Source organism: Haloechinothrix salitolerans (assembly GCF_042662605.1).
GTDB classification, from domain to species: Bacteria; Actinomycetota; Actinomycetes; order Mycobacteriales; family Pseudonocardiaceae; genus Haloechinothrix_A; species Haloechinothrix_A salitolerans.
Genome location: NZ_JBHSXX010000001.1, coordinates 6321740 through 6338885, shown reverse-complemented (window position 1 = coordinate 6338885; position 17146 = coordinate 6321740). Strand labels below are relative to the sequence as shown.

The window sequence follows — 17146 nt, the reverse complement described above, 5'->3', positions numbered from 1 at the left end:
CTGGCGATGCGGTGGCGGTGACGCGGGTACTTCATTGCTTCTACTCCTGGTCGAGGTCGGCGGTGGCGCGCTCGGCGAGAGCGCGGCGGATGGCGACGGGGTCGACGTACCAGCGGTTGTCGGTGGAGGGGACCTTGATGCCGAGCTCGCGAAGCTGTTCCAGCAGCTTCTTGCGGGTCAGCTGCTGGTACGGCTTGTAATCGGGGGCCAGTCGGCGCAGCCGGGCCGGCAGATCGCCGGCGGGGACGCGCTCGGTGTCAAGGACCTCATCGAGGTCGTCGAGCAGGTCCCGCTTGGTGTGCGCGGTGGCTGAGTCGGCGGGCACGCTGCGGCCCTGCTCGGCCAGCAGGGACATGGCCGTCCTGCCGACGTGGGTGACTTCGGCGCTGCCGACGTTATGGCCGATGACCATCGACCAGTCGACCTCGGGCACCACGCCGACAGTCAGTGCCTTGCCTCGATCGCCGGGCGAGGTGTCCGAGCCGGGCCGCAGCTCGGTCGCGCGGATGCCTTGCCGGTGCTTGCCGTCGCCGAGCAGGGCGTCGTTGGCGATCTGGTCGATCACGCTGAACGCGACCCGGCAGATGGTCTCGCGGGTGACTGGCTTCGGGATGCTGCCCGCGGTTGGTGACTGGGTGACCAGAATGACCACCACGCCGTACTTGCGGGCCTGCTTGATGACGTCCTCGGCCAGCCGCGCGGCTTCCTCACCGAATTCGCGGTGCTGGAACAGCCGGTGAACCTCGTCGAAGTACGCCACTAGCGGCGGCAGCCCGGCCTCGGCGGCGGTGTGGGCCTGCTTGGCGCGCATGATCTGCCCGCGACGCTCGATCTCGGCCATCAGATCCTCGAACGCGGCCAGCGCGGCTGCGGCGACGTCGTGGCCGATGCCGACCTCGTAGCGGGTGAACCGCTCGGCGAGGGCGTCGAAGTCCGGGTTGTCGGCCAGCACGTGCACCCAGATCTCGGCCGTCGGGTCGAGGCACGCGCCCATGACCAGCAGCCGCCCGAACGTCGTCTTGCCCTGACCAGGACGGCCACCGACGAGCCAGCTGGTGCCGTTGATCGGCGCGATCACGGCGTCGCCGCGCAAGGTCACGCCGACCGGTATGCCGCGGTAGATGTCGACCGGGGTGTCGAGGTCCAGCCACGGCCAGGGGCCAGCGCCGGTGTCGAGCGCGCCCCGGTCGGCCACCCACAGCTGCAGCAGCCCCTCGTCCGCGCCAACCGACGGCCAGACCTCGATGCCGGCGCGGCCGAGGTTGGCCGCCAAGCGGGTCTTGCGGGCGATGACCTGCTCGGCGGGCACACCAGGTGGCAGCCGTACCTGCGCCGCGACGCCGAGGCCGTCGCGGGCTGGGATCGACGGGTACGACAGCATGCCGCCGGACTTGAAGAAGCCGTCCAGCTTGGTCAGCCCCAGATGCGCCAGGGCGTGCGCGATCGCGGTCTCATCGACCACTACCGCGGCATTCGACTGCTCGCCGGCGGTCTGCAGCCAGCCCGGCGTGATGCCGGTGTCGCGACCCACCCGCCACAGGTAGGCGACCAGAGCGGCGGTGCCGCCGTAGACGAACAGCACGCCATAAGCGAGCGCGAACCAGTAAGCCCACTGGATCGCGTCCAACACGCCACCGAGCGGGCCCAGGATCAGGCGAGCGTCCTCCTGCGCGATGGCGAGCACCACGCCGAGCGCGAGGAAGACGCCGGCGACAGCGAGCGTGAGCCACAGCGCGGTCTTGACGAGCTTCACCGGCGCGTCGAGCCAGTCCATCGCGCGCCGGTGCCGGCGCTCGCGCGCTTGCTCTGCGCGCTGTTCCCACTCGGCGAGCTTGTCCCAATCACTACTGGCCTCGGCCGAGCGCAACAGCCGCTCGTACCGGGAGTTGCTGTGCGCGTCCCAGACACGTTTCGCGACGACGAGCGCGCCCGCGACTACGTACGCGCCGTGGCGTACCAGCGCCTTGCCGCCGGACTTGGCGACCGGTGTCGCGCGGTGCGACAGTTCCACCGCACCGGAAGCCATGCGCTCGCGCGCCTCGTCCGGGATCAGGTGCGTGTTGAACGTCGCTCGCGCCGACGGCTCCACGCGCCGTGTGTCGATGTCGTCGACAATCTCGGCCTCGACCACGCCATCCTCGGTGTTGGCCGCAGGCAGATACACCACGTTGTCGTCGGCGCTCGCCTCAGCGGAGAACTTGTGGTGCTGCGGGTCTTCGGTGGTCATCGGCTCCCTCCCGTGGTCTCGCCGACCACCGCCAACCGGGGTGCGTCGTCCGCTGCGAAGTCCTCAGCGCTCGCGTCGGCTGCGGCGTGTTCGTCAGCCCTGTCCGTGGCCGGCTCGGGCGTGGAGGTGGCCGTGCGCCAGTCGGCCAGCCAGCGGCGCGCAGTCGCCGGGTGCGCGCCCACCTCGGCCGCGAGCGCGGCACCGGTCAGCGCGTCCGCGCGTCCCTCGGCGAGCGCGCGGTCGAACACGGTGCGCGCCTTCTCCCGCGCGCTCTGGCCGTTCGCGCGTGCGCGCTTCTTAGGTGCACGCCTACCGCTCGTCGCCCGTGTCGACTGTGCGCGCTCGACATGACTCGCATGCGCGGTTGGCGCGCTCGCCTCGGCGGGCTCGGGTGCGCACTCGGGCGCATCAACGCGCTGTGTGCTCGCGCTCGGTCTGTGCGCGCCACGCGCGGCCGGTTCGGTCTCCTCGTGCGTGCGGCGGGTGCTCGCGTGCAGGTTGTGTTGCTGCATGAGTAGCTCGAACGCCAGCGCGAGCGCGACCGGCGGCCACGCAGCAACCAGCCGTCCGGTCACGGTCGGCTCGGCTGCGGCGACGTTCGCGGCCAGGGACGCGGCGATGCCCAGCCACAACGACACCCACGCCAGCGGTGTCGGCCGGCGGCCGTGGTGGCGAGCCACCAACATCGACATGCCAGCTGCGGCGAGCAGGCCGTCGACGGCAAGCGGCAGCAGCCACGACCGCCACTCCTCGCCGGACGCAGCGGCGAGGTCGTACATGTGCGCGTAGCTGACGGCCGCCGCCACCGCAGCCACGGTGGCGACCGCCGCCGTCGTCGTGGCGCGCACCCTGCGGGCCAGCCGCGGCGAGATCGGAGTATGTGTGCTCATCCGGCGGCCTCCCAGCCCCGACATGCGTCGGTGTCGTCGTCGGTTTCTCTGATCTCGGCGGTGTTCAGGCGCGGCCGGTCGGACTGGCGCGCGTTCGTCGTGGTGCGCGTCAGGTAGCGGCGCAGCCGCGGGTGGGTAGCCACCCAGATGGCCACGGCGGCGGTGCCGATCCACAGCCACGGCGTGACCCACACCGCGCCCGCGGTCGTGAGGCCAGCTGCGATGACTTCCGGCGTCCACCAGCCAGCCGCATTGATCACTCGATCGCCGAGTGATGGCCCATCGGTGTTGTGGGTGTTCATGGCGTGCCCTCCTCTCGGATCGCGGTCACCACGGGGATGCGGCCCGTGGCGAGGCCATACAGCTCGATCAGCCCGCCGGCGGCCGCGGCACCGGTCGCGCCGATCCCGATCAACGTCCACTGGCCCCAGCCCCACCACAGCCAGCCGCACAGCAGCAGCGCGAACACGGCCAACGTCGGCATCAGGCCGCGCAGCACGGTGTTGCGTGCCTCGCGGTAGAGCCCTTCAACCATCTGCCCGGCCGTGGCGTCATCGACGGCTGAGGCCAGCTCGGGGTGGGAGCGGGCGAAGTCGTCGGCATCCATCCAGTCGTCTCCTCTCATCGGTGCGCACCCGCGGTCGCGGGCCGCTGAAACCGGGTCTTGTCGTGCCCGGGCTGGTCGGTGTCGGGATCGCTCGTCGGCCAGGTGTAGGCCCGTGTGGTGGCTGCGGTGGTCAGGTAGACATCCACCCGTCGCATGCCGACCTCCAGTAGCCGGCACACCAGCACGAACGGCAGGCGGAGCAGGTGCAGCGCGACGAACATCGCCACCGCGCCGAGGAACCGCAGCAGGGCCGCGGTGCCGTAGCGCTCCAGCACGTCGAACGCCGACATCAGCGATCACCTCGTTTCGCGGTGGCTTTGCGGATGCCGAGGTCGAGCACGTGCAGCTCGGCCAACTCGCTGGCGGTGCGGTGCCGCTTGTTCAGCAGGTGGCGGGTACGTCGGCGCAGCCCAGCGGTGCCGCTGCGCTGGTATCGCTTGTCGACTGACCGCGTCAGGCTCCGCTGGGCGGTGGTGCCTCGTAACAGGTCCCAGGACCCTTCTGCGGCTTCAGCGACGTTTCGCGGCAACACGGATTTGGCGGGGTCAGGGGTCGATCCGGACATGAGGTGGCTCCCTTCTCAGCCGGCGTTGCGGTAGCGGGCGGCGTGGTCGAGCACGTCGTCGGCGTAGGCGGTCGAGTGGTTGTAGGCCCACAGGGCGCGCCTGGTGTTGCCGTGGGCGAGGCCGGAGTCGCACAGGTAGTGCGCGGCCGCGGGGATGGCGTGGCGCGGGTTGTAGACGTTGGGGCCGACCTCGGGGTGGTGGCCGCGCACGTCGGCGAACGTGGCGGGCAGGAACTGCATCGGTCCCCGCGCGCCGGCCGAGTTCGCGCCGGAGTGCACCCCGGGCAGCGGGGAGCGGCCGTGGTCGGTCTCGACCTTGCCGACACCGGCCAGCAGTGCCCAGTCCAGCGGTCCGCAGGTCGATGCCGCCTGGCGATACTCGGCCAGGTAGTCCGCTGGGATGTCGGCCGGCGCGGCGCTATTCGCGGTCATCGGGTACGCGGTCGCAGCGGCGAGCAGCATGAGACCCAGCGATGTGCTGACGAGTGACATCAGCGCTCACCAGCCTCGAAGAGACCAGCGGCGTGCGAGAGCCAGGTCATCTGCTTCTGTGCCTGGCGAAGCGTGCCACCGAGGTATGACGCGCTCATGCCGGCCTCGGCCAGCCAGTCGACGGCCCGCCAAGCAGCATCTTCAGCGTGTTCGGATTCGGTGACCGAGCCGCGGTGCCCGTCGTGCCGCAGTGTCGGGTCGGTGGCCAGCGCGGCGGCTCGCTGGTTGAGTTGTTCGCAGAGCTGCTCCATGCCGTGCGCGGCCGCAGCCAGGTGTCCGAGCAGCGTGTAGAGGTTGCTCGCGTACGGCAGCGCTGTGTTCGCGCCGGTGTTGGTGGCGGTGTTGGTGGCGTGGTTGAGGTAACGCACCAGCTCGGCGGCCATGACCGCGGCCGTCTCGGTCAGTTCGGGGTCGCGCCGCAATAGCGGCCAGTGCTGCTCGCGCAGCGCGTACGGATCCGGTGCGGCGGTGGCGTTGGGTTCGGACGCAGGCGTGCGGCCTACCATGGGGTTCTCCTTGCTTACCGTGGTTGGTTGGTGGGGAGCCCGGCCCGGGCGACTTGCTTGGCGGTGAGCAGCCCGGGCCGGTGCACATAACTCGGTTACTTGCGCGCTCGGCGCGGTTCGGCGGGCTGGTAGCCCTTGCGCCCGACGACGGGGCACAGGGCTGTGCCGTCGGTGTGCGAGTAGCGCGGCCGCTTGAGCCCGTGGGCCTTCCACGGCACCTTGTCTTTCGGCGGTTTCTGGACGACGTCCTCGCCGCACTCCGGGCAGACGAGCCGGCTCATGAGGCGGTCCTCCCGTTCTTGCGGCGGACGCTGTCGACTGGGTGGCTCCAGCGGTGCTGGCAGTCCTGGCAGCGGTAGTGGACGCGTCGGCCCTTCAGCTGGGCGATGAACGCGGTGTGGCTGCACCGCGGGCGCGTGATGCGCATCGGCGGGTCTCCTTGCCTTCCGTGGTTGGTTGGTGGGTCACAGCTCGCGAGCGATGCGGCGCGAGCAGCGCGGCGAGCAGACATTGCTGCCGCGACGGGTGCGCTTGCCGCAGCCGAGGCACGAATTGGCGGTGGTGGTGCGTCGGGTGCGGGTCCGTCCGAACATCAGGTCGTTCACCTCCTTCCGTGAGTGGTGTGGGGCGCTGTGGGGTTGTCAGCCGGTGATCGGGGTGTGGTCACTGACGGCGCGGGCGACGACGGAGGCGAAGCCCTGAGCGACGTCGATGAACGGGGCCGAGATCGCGGGGACGCCGAGCAGCAGGGCCAGTGCGACCGCTCCGGTGATAAACCAGCCGAGCTGGCCAGCACGCAGAGCCGCGATCGCGGCACCGACGCCGACGACCAGGCAGAGCAGGATGTAGACGCTCATATGGATGGATCCCTTCGCTAGGCGGCCGTGCCGCGGTCGGCCGGCCGGTACGCCGCCGGACTCAGCACGAAGACCGGAGCCAGCCAGCCCGTGGCAGGCGGCCGACCGGTGCCACGGCGGGGCGGCAGCGGGAGTACTCGGCGTTCGGTCAGCAGCGGTGCCCGCTCGATCGGGCGCACGTTGCGGGATGTCATCGGGTCGCGCTCCTTCGCGTAGTTGGTTGGTGGACAACCCGGCCCGGGTGGCTTGCTTGGCGGTGATCAGCCCGGGCCGGGCAGCTTCGTAGGGCGCGAGCGTGCGAGTGATACGCGGCAGCCAAGCGACGTTCCGTCGTCGCTTCGCCGCTACGGCACTCGGCGGCGAGGTGTTCGTGCACGGTGGCGATGCGGTCCAGATAGGCGGCCTGCTCAGCGGCGGATGCGTGCCTTCCGGGCCGGTGCAGCGACAGGCACGTCAGCTCGGACAAAGTGCGGGCCATCAGGCAGCCCACCTGGCCGTGTCTGACAGCCCGGTGCGGGTGATCGAGGGCAGGGCGCTCAGGCGACGCCGACGCCGGATGTGGTCCCGCTCTGCTTCGGACATCCGCATCCACGGCGTTGAGATCGGCTCGGGGTCGGTCGGCGTCCGATACGAACAATCCAGGTTGGTTTCGGCGACGAGTTCGTTGTCGATGTCGTCGAGCAGCTCGTAGATGTCGTGGCGCTCGTAGACGAGGGCCTTGTTCTCCTGAAGCTCCGTAGGTTCCGGGCCAAGGTCATCGGTCATCGCCTCGGCCTGCCGACGGGTGATCTGCGCTTTCCTCATCTCGTTCCTTCGCTCGGTGCGACGGGGGACTTGCTTGGGCTCCGCGCGGTGCGTCACGAGAAGGAAGCTAGCATGCGTACTAGAACGCATGCAACAAGGTGTTCTAGTGCGGCGTGTCGCACAGGAAGCAGCAGCGCTTTTGCCATGGGACGTTTGGCGTGCTAGAACACGTGCAGGCCCTCGTAAGGGAGTGAAGAGCCGTGCCGTCCATCGAACGAACTGACCCGCCATACCTGCAGATCGCGGGCTATATCCGAAACCAGATCCTGTCCGGCGAACTCAAGGATGGCGACCCTGTCCCGTCGGCTCGCAACATCGCCAGCGAGTGGAACGTCGCGATGGCGACCGCGGCGAAGGTGCTGACGACCCTGCGCTCGGAAGGCCACGTCAAGGCCGTTCCCGGTATCGGGACCGTCGTGAACAGCAAGGACTCGCACCCGTACGCGGGTGACCGCAGCATGTCGGTCGTCAAGACGGGACGCATCTATCCGGAAGGCCATTACGCCCGGATTCTCAAGGCTGAGCTAGTCACCGCCCCGGACCGCGTGGCGGATGCCCTGGGTGTCGAGGCCAGCGCTCCGGTCATTCGGCGGGTGCGCACGACCTACAACGATCAGGATGTTCCCGTGGCCACGTCGGTGTCGTGGTTTAGCGGCGAGTTGGCGTCGCGAGCGCCGCTGCTGCTGGAGACCGAACGCATCCCGAAGGGGACGTTCGCGTACGTCGCTGAGCAGACCGGGCGCACCCTGGAACGGGAGCACTCCCAGCTGGCGGCGACCGCGGCCGACGCGGCGGCTGCGGAGCAGCTCGGCGTTGCCGAAGGTTCGCCCGTTCTCGTCAGCCGAGACAAGTTCGTGGACGCCGGGGGAGACGTGATTGAGTACGGCGAGTCGACGTCGTTGCCCGACCAGTGGGTTTTCGTCGAGTCGGCACGAGCAGCGAAGGGTGACACATGAAGCACATCCATGCGGGCAAGGTCCGCGACCTCTACGAGGACGACGGCGACCTGCTGCTCGTCGCGTCGGACCGCGTCTCTGTCTATGACGTCTCGCTGCCCACCCCGATCCCGGAGAAGGGCGCGCTGCTGACACAGCTGTCGGTGTGGTGGTTTAACCAGCTCGCCGACGTCGTGCCCAACCACCTCATCTCGGCGACCGACGTGCCGACCGAGTTCGCGGGCCAGGCGATCCGGTGCAAGCCGCTGAAGATGATCGAGGTGGAATGCATCGCCCGCGGCTACCTCGTCGGCCTCGGGCTGCGGGAGTACCAGCGTGACGGCACCGTCTCCGGCGTGCAGCTGCCGCCGGGTCTTCGGGAGGGCGACAAGTTGCCCGAGCCGATCTTTACGCCGACCACGAAGTACTCCGACACCGGCCACGACGAGTTCATCACCTTCGACGACGTGGTCGAGCAGGAAGGCCGCGATGTGGCAGAGCGGCTGCGCGAGCTCACCCTGGAGATCTACTCCAAGGGCGCGGCTCGCGCCGCCGAGAACGGCGTCATTATCGCCGACACTAAGCTGGAGTTCGGCTGGGACGACGACGTCCTCACCCTCGGCGACGAGGTGCTGACTTCGGACTCGTCGCGCTTCTGGCGTGCCGAGGAGTGGGAGCCGGGCCGGCCGCAGAAGGCGTTCGACAAGCAGTTCGTCCGCGATTGGTCTGTCAGCACCGGCTGGGATAAGACCCCACCCGGCCCGGAGATCCCGCCCGAAATCGTGCAAGCCACGCGGGACCGCTACGTCGAGGCGTACGAGAAGATCACCGGTCAACGCTGGGAAGGCATCGGCACATGAGCAGGTCGCTGGCCTTCGAGCCGACGGCGCATTTCTTCGAGCCGCACGAGTACTACGACCCGCGCGACCTGGTGCAGCCGGTCGCGGACCTACTGACGGAGCGCGGCCGCAGCCCGAAGCTCGACGATGAGGGCGAATCGTTGCGGCTTGCTGGTGCGACCGAGCTGCTCGTTGGGCTCGGTGTTACCCCGACAGTGACTTACGACGTCGGCGTCGAGCACGAGCCGGGCAGGTCGTACTTCGAACCGTTCCACGTCTACAACCCGGATCACCTGGCCCAGGAAGTCGCCGAGCTGCTCAACCAGAACAGCTTGCGGCCAATGAGTGGCATGTATGAGGGCAGCCTGCTGCGCAGGCGAGGCGCAAGCATGCTTCTCCGCGGGTACGGGATCATGCCCGGTTTCAAGACAGAATACTGGGCTAGCCTGGATCACCGGATCCAATAGTGTGGTTTCGGCCTCCGCCGGGCGTGGTCAAACCCATGTGCCGACCACTGCGATCCAAGAGCGATGCAGGGACGTGCGGTCGACTGAACGGCCTGTACGCGACGGGTCGGCGTGAACGAGGAGCGCGCTGTCGGAGGACACCCCTACCCTTGTGGGCATGGTTATCAGTGACGCAGGGCGCGAGTACCGGGGTCAGCAAGTTCACAATGGAAAGGACCAAGACAGATACTGGACCTGTCTTGACTGCGGCTGCCTGGTGGGGCCGTTGAAGAGACACCGCGACACCCACGATGAGTGGCACCGTCGCATTGATCCGCGCTGAGTCGTTAAAGAAGGGCGACTCGTATGGGCCGACTCTTTCCTCGGTAACGGGGCCATCCGCGCAGGCGGGCAGCTCGGCGCGGATGATGTCTCCGATGAGCTAGCACACGCCAGTAGTCGGGCCACCTGAGCTAACCAACGTGGCCATGTTCTCGTATTTCGCATCCTTGCGTATCACGCTCTGCTTACGTTCGCTCGCTCGGCGAAACAAAACTCGTCGCAGTCACGACTGTCCGAGATATGAGCACCAATGAACATCGTCCGCAAGTGGCCATCACTGATCTGGTGTCGTACGGCGCCTCGCCGACCCTCGCTGCAATCTGGCAGCAACACATCACGACGCTGACCGACGTGCAAGAGCGGTCGGTTCGCGCCGGGGCGCTCGATGGGGGAACGAACCTGCTCGTGGTCGCGCCGACTAGTTCCGGAAAGACGTTCGTCGGCGAGATGGCCGCAGCATCCTCAGCGCTCGCGCACCGCAAGCACTCGATCTTTATCGTACCGTTCAAGGCATTGGCCGATGAACACTACGAACTGTTCAAGAGCCGCTATGGTGCGTTGCTGTCGGTTGTTATCTCGACAGCCGACTGGACTGAGTTCGATAGCGACATCAGAGTCGGCAACTTCAATCTTGCGGTCATGACCTACGAGAAGCTGTTAGGTCTACTTGTGTCGCAGCCGAACCTTGTCCTCAGCTGCTCGTCTCTGGTCGTCGACGAGGTGCAACTACTCGCGGACGAGCACCGCGGCCCGAAGCTCGAATTCCTCCTGACGCGGGTGATGCAATCACAACATCCGCCACAGATAGTCGCGCTGTCGGCGTCGTTGAATGACATCAACAGGTTGAACGTGTGGCTGGATGCCCAGCTGGTGTTGTCAACGGACCGACCGATTCCGCTTACTCAGCATGTCTGCGATCTGTCGGGCTCTGCGCTCGAAGTGCATTCGGACGGCGCCGTCTCGTCTACCTCTCTCATCGCTCCGCAGGCTGATCGCGACGTTCTTGCGGCTGCACTGGCTGGGCACATCGTCGACCAGGGTGGGCAGGTGCTCGTCTTCCGGTCTACCGTCAGGAAAGTTGCCGAGACAGCCAGTGAGATTCAGAGCCGTCTTCCGGCTACAGGCCTCAGCGCTGAACTCAGTGAACGATTTGCTCAGCTGGAGGATTCGGACTCTGTAAACGCGTTGCGGCGCTGCCTTGCCTCCGGCGTTGGCTTCCATACCGCAGACCTTACGTTCCGGGAACGAAAACTAGTCGAGGATGCTTTCCGGTCCGGCGAGGTGCGTGCTTTGGTCGCGACGACGACGCTTGCCATGGGGGTCAACTTGCCGAGCGACGCCGTCATAGTCGCGGATACCACCCGGCCGGTTCCGGCGCCCCAGGGCTGGGCGAATCAGGGCATCGAGGTATCGGAGTACCGCAACGCCGTCGGCCGCGCTGGTCGCTTGGGCAAACGCACCGCTGGCCAGGCGTACTTGCTGGCCGATCACGAGATCGAACAGCGTCAGCTCGTCAACACGTACATCCTCGGTGAAGTTGAGCCGGTGAAATCCCGCATACCCAGCCGACCCTTCGCGGATCTCGTGTTTGACGTGGTCTGCGCCGAACTTGCCAGTACTACAGACGGCATCGTGGACTTCATTTCTTCGACATTTGCCTACCTGACTTTCTATGAAGACCAGGGCGGTGGCGTCGACGCGGTCAGAAGCGCGGTTTCCCAGGCTGTGCAAGCCTGTCTCGCGAGCGGCCTTGTGGCGCAGAACGGTGCTCAGCTCCAACCAACCCCAACCGCCAAGGTATTCGCGGCATCGAGTCTTTCGCTGGCGAGCGCGTCGCAACTGGCGGAAGCGCTGGAGCGTGCTACAACGACGGAATTGTCGCGACAAGATCTTGTCTTCGAGGTTGCGTCCTGTTCAGAGGCAGGAAAACGTCCATGGCCGAGGAAACGCAGGCGAGTAGAAATTGACCCTCGGCCTTCACACGCGCCGGACGGATCCGGTGCTATAGCGGGCTCGTCATTGTCGGCCGCTCTCGTTGAGCAGGTGCTCACGTCGTCGCAAATGGCCTCTCTTGTGCGGGCGCGTTGCCTACTTGAGTGGATGAGTGGGAAAGGCTACCGAGAGATTTCCGCTCACTTCGACCGCATGGGCGCAGCTGCTGCCCGGGTGCGAGAACTCGGCAAAAACGCCGCTTGGCTGTTCGAAACCATCGCGGGCGCAGCTGAAGTTAATACGGCCCCGACGAGCACGGTGCGACAACTGCGCTCGCTCGCCCTGGAAGCCCGCTACGGGCTGCCTGCTGAACTGGCTCCGCTGGCGCGTCTCAGCGTGCCTGGCATCAGCAGAGAAGTGCTGCACCGTCTCTACGTCTCCGATGCACCTCACGACACCGATGGTGTCCTCGACGCAGCCGACGAAGTATTTCAGGGATTGCTTACGCCGCTGCAGCTTGATCGACTGCGACAAGCGATTGTCGTTGACATCGAGGAATCCCTGCAGCGAAAGCACGCAGGCCATTCCTCACGCGCGGAACAGGTTAGCCTACCGCGACGACTAGTGGATGATCTGTATACGGCAACCGGTGGCGGACTAGAGCAAGCTGTGACCGATGCCCTCAATCAGTCGGGGATCGTGGCGACCCGGGTCCTCCGGCAACCTCATGGCGAGGAAGACATTCAAGTTTCCCATCCGACCGGCACGGTCATCGTCTCGGTTACTGCATCTCAGGATGACGTCCGACCGATCAAGTGGAACAAGGCCAAGGAGATATTGGGTGCTGGCGCTGGGCACAACCCAGTGAACTATGTCTGTATCGGTCGCCCGCACTTCGACGGTCTCGCGGAACAGTGTGCATCCAACATCGCGCGAGAGACAGGGGAACGAACCCTGCTCCTCGTTCCAGTGCCAGTGCTCGCGGAGGCCATTGTTCGCATCTCAGAAGGCGCGCTTGAACCAGCAGCATTCGCAGACATCCTGGCTAGTCGGCGAGGTCTTCTGGCAGTGGATGATCTGGCTCCAGACTTAGCTTCCTGAAACTTGAACTCCTTGCCTTCCGTCGCACACGGCACTTGCCATGTGCGACCCCAGATCGAACCGGCAGCGCGGAATGCGGTACTTGGTACGTCCTAGCGAGTTCGGTCGAATCGGACGTAATATCGGGAAGTTTCACGTACAGGTGTCTGCGCCGGGTGATCTACATAGGGGTCAAAAATCGACTCACCGCTCAGGGTGCTCATCGATGGCCAACCGCGTCGGTACCGTCGGGGTGTCGACCGGCACTAAGGGGATAGACATGAGCGTTTCAGAGCGTGGCTACCACTTCGGCTCCGAGGAGGAAGCGGCTCTCAGAGAACTTCACCTGCGGGGAATTCGGACCTTCCGATACGACGGACCGCCAAATGGTCACAGCGACGACATCCCGTGCCCGTGCACGCTGATCCGTGAGAACTGCCCGCAGGATGGTCGCAATCTCGCTGGTTGGTGTGCCGCCGGTGAGAGTTGCCTCGCGGGTCATGACCACCTCGATGTCTGGTATGTCCGCGACACATTGAACGCGCTGGTGCACTACCCATACGAGATGGATCCTGAGCAACTCGGCGAAGCGTTGGCAGCATGCAGGGGTCTTGGACTGGCGCTCACTATCGAGGGCCGCTCCGTGCACAACCCACGCAAGACCTTCGCGGTTGTTATCCGCAAGGACGAGCACCGAGCGAGGGCGTGAGCAAATCTGTGGCGATACACACGCGCGGTTAGACCTAGTCGAAGAACAGCACGGAGCAATCATGAACGAACTTAAGGGCGCAGACTGGGGACCGTGGGTTCTTAACGTGAGCGCTTTAACGCTCGGCCACGACGATTACTACGTTGACCTTGAGCGGTGCACGACATCGGCCGAGGTGCTGGATTGGATCGCACAGGTCGCGGAGAAGCCCTGGGCCAACGACGAGGTGCTCGCCGGACTGGTTCGCGCGCTCAACGATGTGCTCGCTCCACAAGAGCACCTGTGCAGCCGCGGTAAGCATTTGACGCTCTCGGGTAAGCAGCTCAGGCAACTCGTATGGGCTGCGAGACCGTGATCTCGGCCTGACACGAGCTCGGCCGTTCAGGAGTCGAGTACTCCGTGAGTCGACTTGGCGAGGGTTCTGCGAAGTGCCGTGTGGCCAATGCGTGGCCACGCGGCTATGCCGGGGATCAAAAGTGCAGCTCATAGCAGGTGCGCACGCCTCCCTGTAAATCAGCCGGCACAGCCTTCGGGGGTTCGAATCCCTCACCCGCCACCCAGCACAAACGCCCCGCTGACCTGCGAGAACAGGACAGCGGGGCGTTCGTCGTTGAGCGGTCGTGTGTAGCGCGGTGTGGCTGGCCGCCCCGAATACGCCCGGAGGCTTTCGGGCCGTCACGCATCTGCTGAGTTCCGAAACGCCACGGTGATCCGTGGCGAAGTTATGCATGGTGAACAAGTTCGGTGCGGGTCACCGACGGCGAGGGGAGCACCATGCTCAGGGGACTAAGGACGCGACGGCTCCATGCGATTGTGGCGGCGGTTGCGGTAACCGCGACCGCGGTGGCAGCACCGGATGCGGTTGCGGAAGCGGCGGTGCCACCCGGGTTCGCCGACACGGTCGCGATCGAGGGATTGTCGGCACCGACGGCGGTGAGCTTCGCGCCGGACGGCACGGTTTTCGTCGCGGAGAAAAGCGGGATCGTCAAGAGCTTCGACTCGCTCGCCGACACCAGCGCGACGGTGACCGTGGACTTGCGGGACGAGGTGCACAACTTCTGGGACCGTGGCTTGTTGGGGCTGGCTGTGGACCCAGGGTTCCCCGCGCGGCCGTACGTGTATGCGCTCTACAGCCACGACGAACGACCCGACGGTGGTCAATGGGGTGACCAGTGCCCCGACCCGCCGGGTGCGACGGACGAGGGCTGCCTGATCGACGCCCGGCTCGCGAAGCTGACGGTGGACTCTTCCGGCGTTGCCACCGCGCGGGAAACCCTGTTGTCTGGCTGGTGCCAGCAGTACCCGAGTCACTCGATCGGGACCGTGGCGTTCGGCGCGGACGGCGCGTTGTATGTCGGTGCGGGAGATGGCGCGAGTTTCAACTTCACCGACTATGGCCAGCGCGGTAATCCCTGCGGTGACCCGCCGGAGCCCGCGGGCACCGACCTCAGCCCGCCTGACGCGAAAGGTGGTGCGCTGCGGTCGCAGTCGCCACGACGTCCCGCTGACGAGCCGGTGACGATGGACGGCACTATCGTGCGGGTCGACCCAGACACCGGGGACGCCATGCCGGGCAACCCGTTCGCCGCCAGTGATAACCCGATCAAGCGAAGGGTCATCGCCTACGGGATGCGCAACCCGTTCCGGTTCGCCGTCCGGCCGGGGACACCTGAGCTGTGGGTTGGCGACGTCGGGTGGAACGCCCGTGAGGAGATCAACCGGATTCCGGACGGAACCGACGGTGTCGCCGAGAACTTCGGTTGGCCTTGCTACGAAGGCGGTGCGAAGCAAGCGGGCTATGACGGCGCCGACCTGACGGTGTGCGAGTCCCTGTACTCGTCCGGCAGCGTCACGGGACCATACTTCGCCTACTCACATGGCGGCTCGGTAGTGGCCGACGACGGGTGCACCCAAGGTGGCTCGTCGATCAGCGGTATCGAGTTCGAGAACGGGACAAGCAACTATCCCGACGCCTACGACGGCGCGTTGTTCTTCTCTGACGCCTCCCGCGGCTGCATCTGGGCGATGCGGCGAGGTGCCGATGGCCAGCCCGATCCGAGCGACATCGTGCTGCTTCAGTCCGGAATCCAGGCGCCGGTCGACCTGAAGATCGGCCCTGGCGGGGACCTGTACTACGTCGCCTTGGCCTCAGGGGAGCTGCGGCGGATCAGCTACGCGGGTGGAGCGAACCGGCCACCGATGGCCGTGGCTGCGGCGGACCCCACGTCGGGACCAGCACCGTTGACTGTCCAGTTCGACGGGACCGGCTCCGCGGACCCGGACACCGACGACACAATCAGCTATGAATGGGACCTAGACGGCGACGGCTCATTCGATGACGCGACTGGGTCGACCGCGTCGTACACCTACATCGAGCAGGAAGTGGTCACCGCCGGCCTCCGGGTCAGTGACCCGGACGGCGCGACCGACATCGACACCGTCCAGATCGCTGTCGACGAGCCTGACCAGCCGGAACCGATAGTCGTCATCGACAGTCCGGATGAGGAGTTCCAGTGGCGGGTCGGGCAGACGATCCAGTTCACCGGCAGGGCCACTGACGCTCAGGACGGCTCGATCCCCGCCGACGCGCTCGACTGGCGGCTGACACTGCGCCATTGCGAGTCCGCTGACGATTGCCATTCGCACGTCGTACGGGACTTCGAACGCACAGCGGCGGGTTCGTTCACGGCGCCGGACCACGAGTACCCCTCACACCTCCTGCTTCGGCTGACCGCCACCGACTCCGACGGCAACACCTCGAGTTCGACGGTGCGGCTGGATCCCAGGACAGTCGAGCTGAGCTTCACATCGTCGCCAACAGGAGCCGACCTGACCGTAGGCGGAGCGGTGGAGCAGGCGCCGTTCACCAGGACGCTGATCGTCGGTTCGACCACGACGATCAGCGCTCCTGAGCGGCAGCGACTGCTGCTACTTGGCCTGTTTCCGATTCGACATCGGTTCGTGGGGTGGTCGGACGGCGGTTCCCGTACGCACGCGATCACGGCGCCGGAGTCAGCGGCCACCTACCAGGCGAACTACCAGGTTTGCTTGCTGTGGTGCTGATGGTGTTTTGACGTAGGCGGCGTAGCCCTCGCTCGACGCTGGCGGCGTTCGTCTGGGCTAGTGCGGAGCAGGCGCGGGACGACGGCGTCATTCCCGCTGGTCACTGGGGCAGTTGTCGAGTACGTTCGCGATCGCCTCCGCCTCGTCCTGGTCGGCGGACAGCTTGTAGCGGTGCTTGACCTCTACCCAGTGGCGCACGTAGCCGCATTGGTCTCGTTCCGGCAGCCAGTGCGCTGGGTCCTGGTCGCCCTTGGCGCGGTTCGTCGCCGCGGTGACGGCGATCAACCCCTTGGGGTCGTTGGCGTACCGCTCGCGTTCCTCTTTCGTCCAGTCACGCGGCCCGACGCGGCGTCCGTCGACGATCCGACCGGAGCGCATGACCTCCGCCAGCGGCACGATGTGGTCGATGTCGAGTTCGCTGGGGTCGGTCACGGTCGCACCGTCGTAGCTGCTCAGCCAGGTTCCGTCGGTGATCGCGCAGTCGTCGCCCTGCCGCACGCTCCGGCCCTGCTCGATCAGGATTCGGTCCCGCATGTCGCAGCCTTCGCCTTGGTACGTCCAATGTGGCCAGTCGTCGCGGTCGTAGTGTGCTCCGGTGTCCTCAGGGGCGATCGGCAGCGGACCTGCCTGTGGAGCGTCGGTGGTTTGGGACGACGTTCCGGTCGCGTCGTCTAGTTGGTCCAGCAGATCTGGCAGGTCCGGCACGTGCTGATAGCCGAGAAATGCCGCGATGACAGCGACGACGGCGATACCGACGCGTTTGAGGGCGGTGGGGACGTCCATCGGGCTCCTTGTCTGTGACGGTGGGCGAGCGTGGGGTAGGCGCGGAGTATCGCCAGAGCTAAGCCCATG

At 66.4% G+C, this 17146-nt stretch carries 21 protein-coding genes; 7 read left to right on the top strand and 14 right to left on the bottom strand.

The window, feature by feature from the left end:
- Positions 1 to 40: 40 nt before the first annotated feature.
- The 13 genes from ACFQGD_RS30325 to ACFQGD_RS30265 all read right to left on the bottom strand — a co-directional run bounded on the left by ACFQGD_RS30325 (position 41) and on the right by ACFQGD_RS30265 (position 6948).
- Positions 41 to 2227, bottom strand: a complete 2187-nt coding sequence (locus tag ACFQGD_RS30325) for a cell division protein FtsK (protein WP_345390989.1) — start codon at positions 2225 to 2227, stop codon at positions 41 to 43.
- Positions 2224 to 3117 carry a DUF2637 domain-containing protein gene (locus tag ACFQGD_RS30320; RefSeq protein ID WP_345390986.1) on the bottom strand — a complete coding sequence of 298 codons (894 nt, stop codon included), beginning with the start codon at positions 3115 to 3117 and terminating at the stop codon, positions 2224 to 2226. The genes ACFQGD_RS30325 and ACFQGD_RS30320 overlap by 4 nt, the downstream gene beginning before the upstream one ends.
- Positions 3114 to 3419, bottom strand: coding sequence for a hypothetical protein (locus tag ACFQGD_RS30315; RefSeq protein ID WP_345390983.1), 306 nt, complete (start codon positions 3417 to 3419; stop codon positions 3114 to 3116). The genes ACFQGD_RS30320 and ACFQGD_RS30315 overlap by 4 nt, the downstream gene beginning before the upstream one ends.
- Complete coding sequence (locus ACFQGD_RS30310; protein ID WP_345390980.1) at positions 3416 to 3724, bottom strand: hypothetical protein; 309 nt, start codon at positions 3722 to 3724, stop codon at positions 3416 to 3418. The genes ACFQGD_RS30315 and ACFQGD_RS30310 overlap by 4 nt, the downstream gene beginning before the upstream one ends.
- Positions 3725 to 3738: 14 nt before the next feature.
- Positions 3739 to 4014 (bottom strand): hypothetical protein, encoded by a 276-nt coding sequence (locus ACFQGD_RS30305; protein ID WP_345390977.1) that lies wholly within the window; start codon positions 4012 to 4014, stop codon positions 3739 to 3741.
- On the bottom strand, positions 4014 to 4289 hold the full coding sequence (locus ACFQGD_RS30300; RefSeq protein WP_345390974.1) for a hypothetical protein: 276 nt from the start codon (positions 4287 to 4289) through the stop codon (positions 4014 to 4016). The genes ACFQGD_RS30305 and ACFQGD_RS30300 overlap by 1 nt, the downstream gene beginning before the upstream one ends.
- 15 nt (positions 4290 to 4304) lie before the next feature.
- Positions 4305 to 4781 (bottom strand): lytic transglycosylase domain-containing protein, encoded by a 477-nt coding sequence (locus ACFQGD_RS30295; protein ID WP_345390971.1) that lies wholly within the window; start codon positions 4779 to 4781, stop codon positions 4305 to 4307.
- Complete coding sequence (locus ACFQGD_RS30290) at positions 4781 to 5287, bottom strand: hypothetical protein (protein WP_345390968.1); 507 nt, start codon at positions 5285 to 5287, stop codon at positions 4781 to 4783. The genes ACFQGD_RS30295 and ACFQGD_RS30290 overlap by 1 nt, the downstream gene beginning before the upstream one ends.
- 95 nt (positions 5288 to 5382) lie before the next feature.
- Positions 5383 to 5568 carry a hypothetical protein gene (locus ACFQGD_RS30285; RefSeq protein ID WP_345390965.1) on the bottom strand — a complete coding sequence of 62 codons (186 nt, stop codon included), beginning with the start codon at positions 5566 to 5568 and terminating at the stop codon, positions 5383 to 5385.
- Between the two features lie 183 nt (positions 5569 to 5751).
- Positions 5752 to 5892, bottom strand: a complete 141-nt coding sequence (locus ACFQGD_RS30280) for a hypothetical protein (protein ID WP_345390962.1) — start codon at positions 5890 to 5892, stop codon at positions 5752 to 5754.
- A 36-nt stretch (positions 5893 to 5928) separates the two neighbouring features.
- A complete protein-coding gene (locus ACFQGD_RS30275) occupies positions 5929 to 6144 on the bottom strand; it encodes a hypothetical protein (RefSeq protein ID WP_345390959.1) in 216 nt (71 codons plus the stop codon).
- 17 nt (positions 6145 to 6161) lie between these two features.
- On the bottom strand, positions 6162 to 6338 hold the full coding sequence (locus tag ACFQGD_RS30270; RefSeq protein ID WP_345390956.1) for a hypothetical protein: 177 nt from the start codon (positions 6336 to 6338) through the stop codon (positions 6162 to 6164).
- 283 nt (positions 6339 to 6621) lie between these two features.
- Positions 6622 to 6948 (bottom strand): hypothetical protein, encoded by a 327-nt coding sequence (locus ACFQGD_RS30265; RefSeq protein WP_345390953.1) that lies wholly within the window; start codon positions 6946 to 6948, stop codon positions 6622 to 6624.
- 200 nt (positions 6949 to 7148) lie between these two features.
- Between ACFQGD_RS30265 and ACFQGD_RS30260 the strand changes: the two genes are divergently transcribed.
- From ACFQGD_RS30260 to ACFQGD_RS30230, 7 genes are all read left to right on the top strand, one after another.
- The gene (locus ACFQGD_RS30260; protein ID WP_345390950.1) at positions 7149 to 7904 is read left to right on the top strand and encodes a GntR family transcriptional regulator; all 756 of its coding nucleotides are present in this window, start codon (positions 7149 to 7151) and stop codon (positions 7902 to 7904) included.
- A complete protein-coding gene (locus ACFQGD_RS30255) occupies positions 7901 to 8743 on the top strand; it encodes a phosphoribosylaminoimidazolesuccinocarboxamide synthase (protein ID WP_345390947.1) in 843 nt (280 codons plus the stop codon). Before ACFQGD_RS30260 ends, ACFQGD_RS30255 begins: the two co-directional genes overlap by 4 nt.
- Positions 8740 to 9189 carry a hypothetical protein gene (locus ACFQGD_RS30250; protein WP_345390944.1) on the top strand — a complete coding sequence of 150 codons (450 nt, stop codon included), beginning with the start codon at positions 8740 to 8742 and terminating at the stop codon, positions 9187 to 9189. Before ACFQGD_RS30255 ends, ACFQGD_RS30250 begins: the two co-directional genes overlap by 4 nt.
- Positions 9190 to 9750: 561 nt before the next feature.
- A complete protein-coding gene (locus ACFQGD_RS30245) occupies positions 9751 to 12543 on the top strand; it encodes a DEAD/DEAH box helicase (protein ID WP_345390941.1) in 2793 nt (930 codons plus the stop codon).
- Between the two features lie 259 nt (positions 12544 to 12802).
- Entirely contained in the window at positions 12803 to 13231 is a 429-nt protein-coding gene (locus ACFQGD_RS30240; RefSeq protein ID WP_345390938.1) for a hypothetical protein, read from the top strand.
- A 61-nt stretch (positions 13232 to 13292) separates the two neighbouring features.
- Positions 13293 to 13586 carry a hypothetical protein gene (locus ACFQGD_RS30235; RefSeq protein WP_390183432.1) on the top strand — a complete coding sequence of 98 codons (294 nt, stop codon included), beginning with the start codon at positions 13293 to 13295 and terminating at the stop codon, positions 13584 to 13586.
- Positions 13587 to 14074: 488 nt separating this feature from the next.
- Positions 14075 to 16294, top strand: coding sequence for a PQQ-dependent sugar dehydrogenase (locus ACFQGD_RS30230; RefSeq protein ID WP_345390932.1), 2220 nt, complete (start codon positions 14075 to 14077; stop codon positions 16292 to 16294).
- A gap of 87 nt (positions 16295 to 16381) precedes the next feature.
- Here the strand turns inward: ACFQGD_RS30230 and ACFQGD_RS30225 are convergent, their stop codons facing one another.
- Positions 16382 to 17077: an HNH endonuclease family protein gene (locus tag ACFQGD_RS30225; RefSeq protein WP_345390929.1), complete on the bottom strand. Its 696-nt coding sequence runs from the start codon at positions 17075 to 17077 to the stop codon at positions 16382 to 16384.
- Between the last annotated feature and the right edge of the window lie 69 nt (positions 17078 to 17146).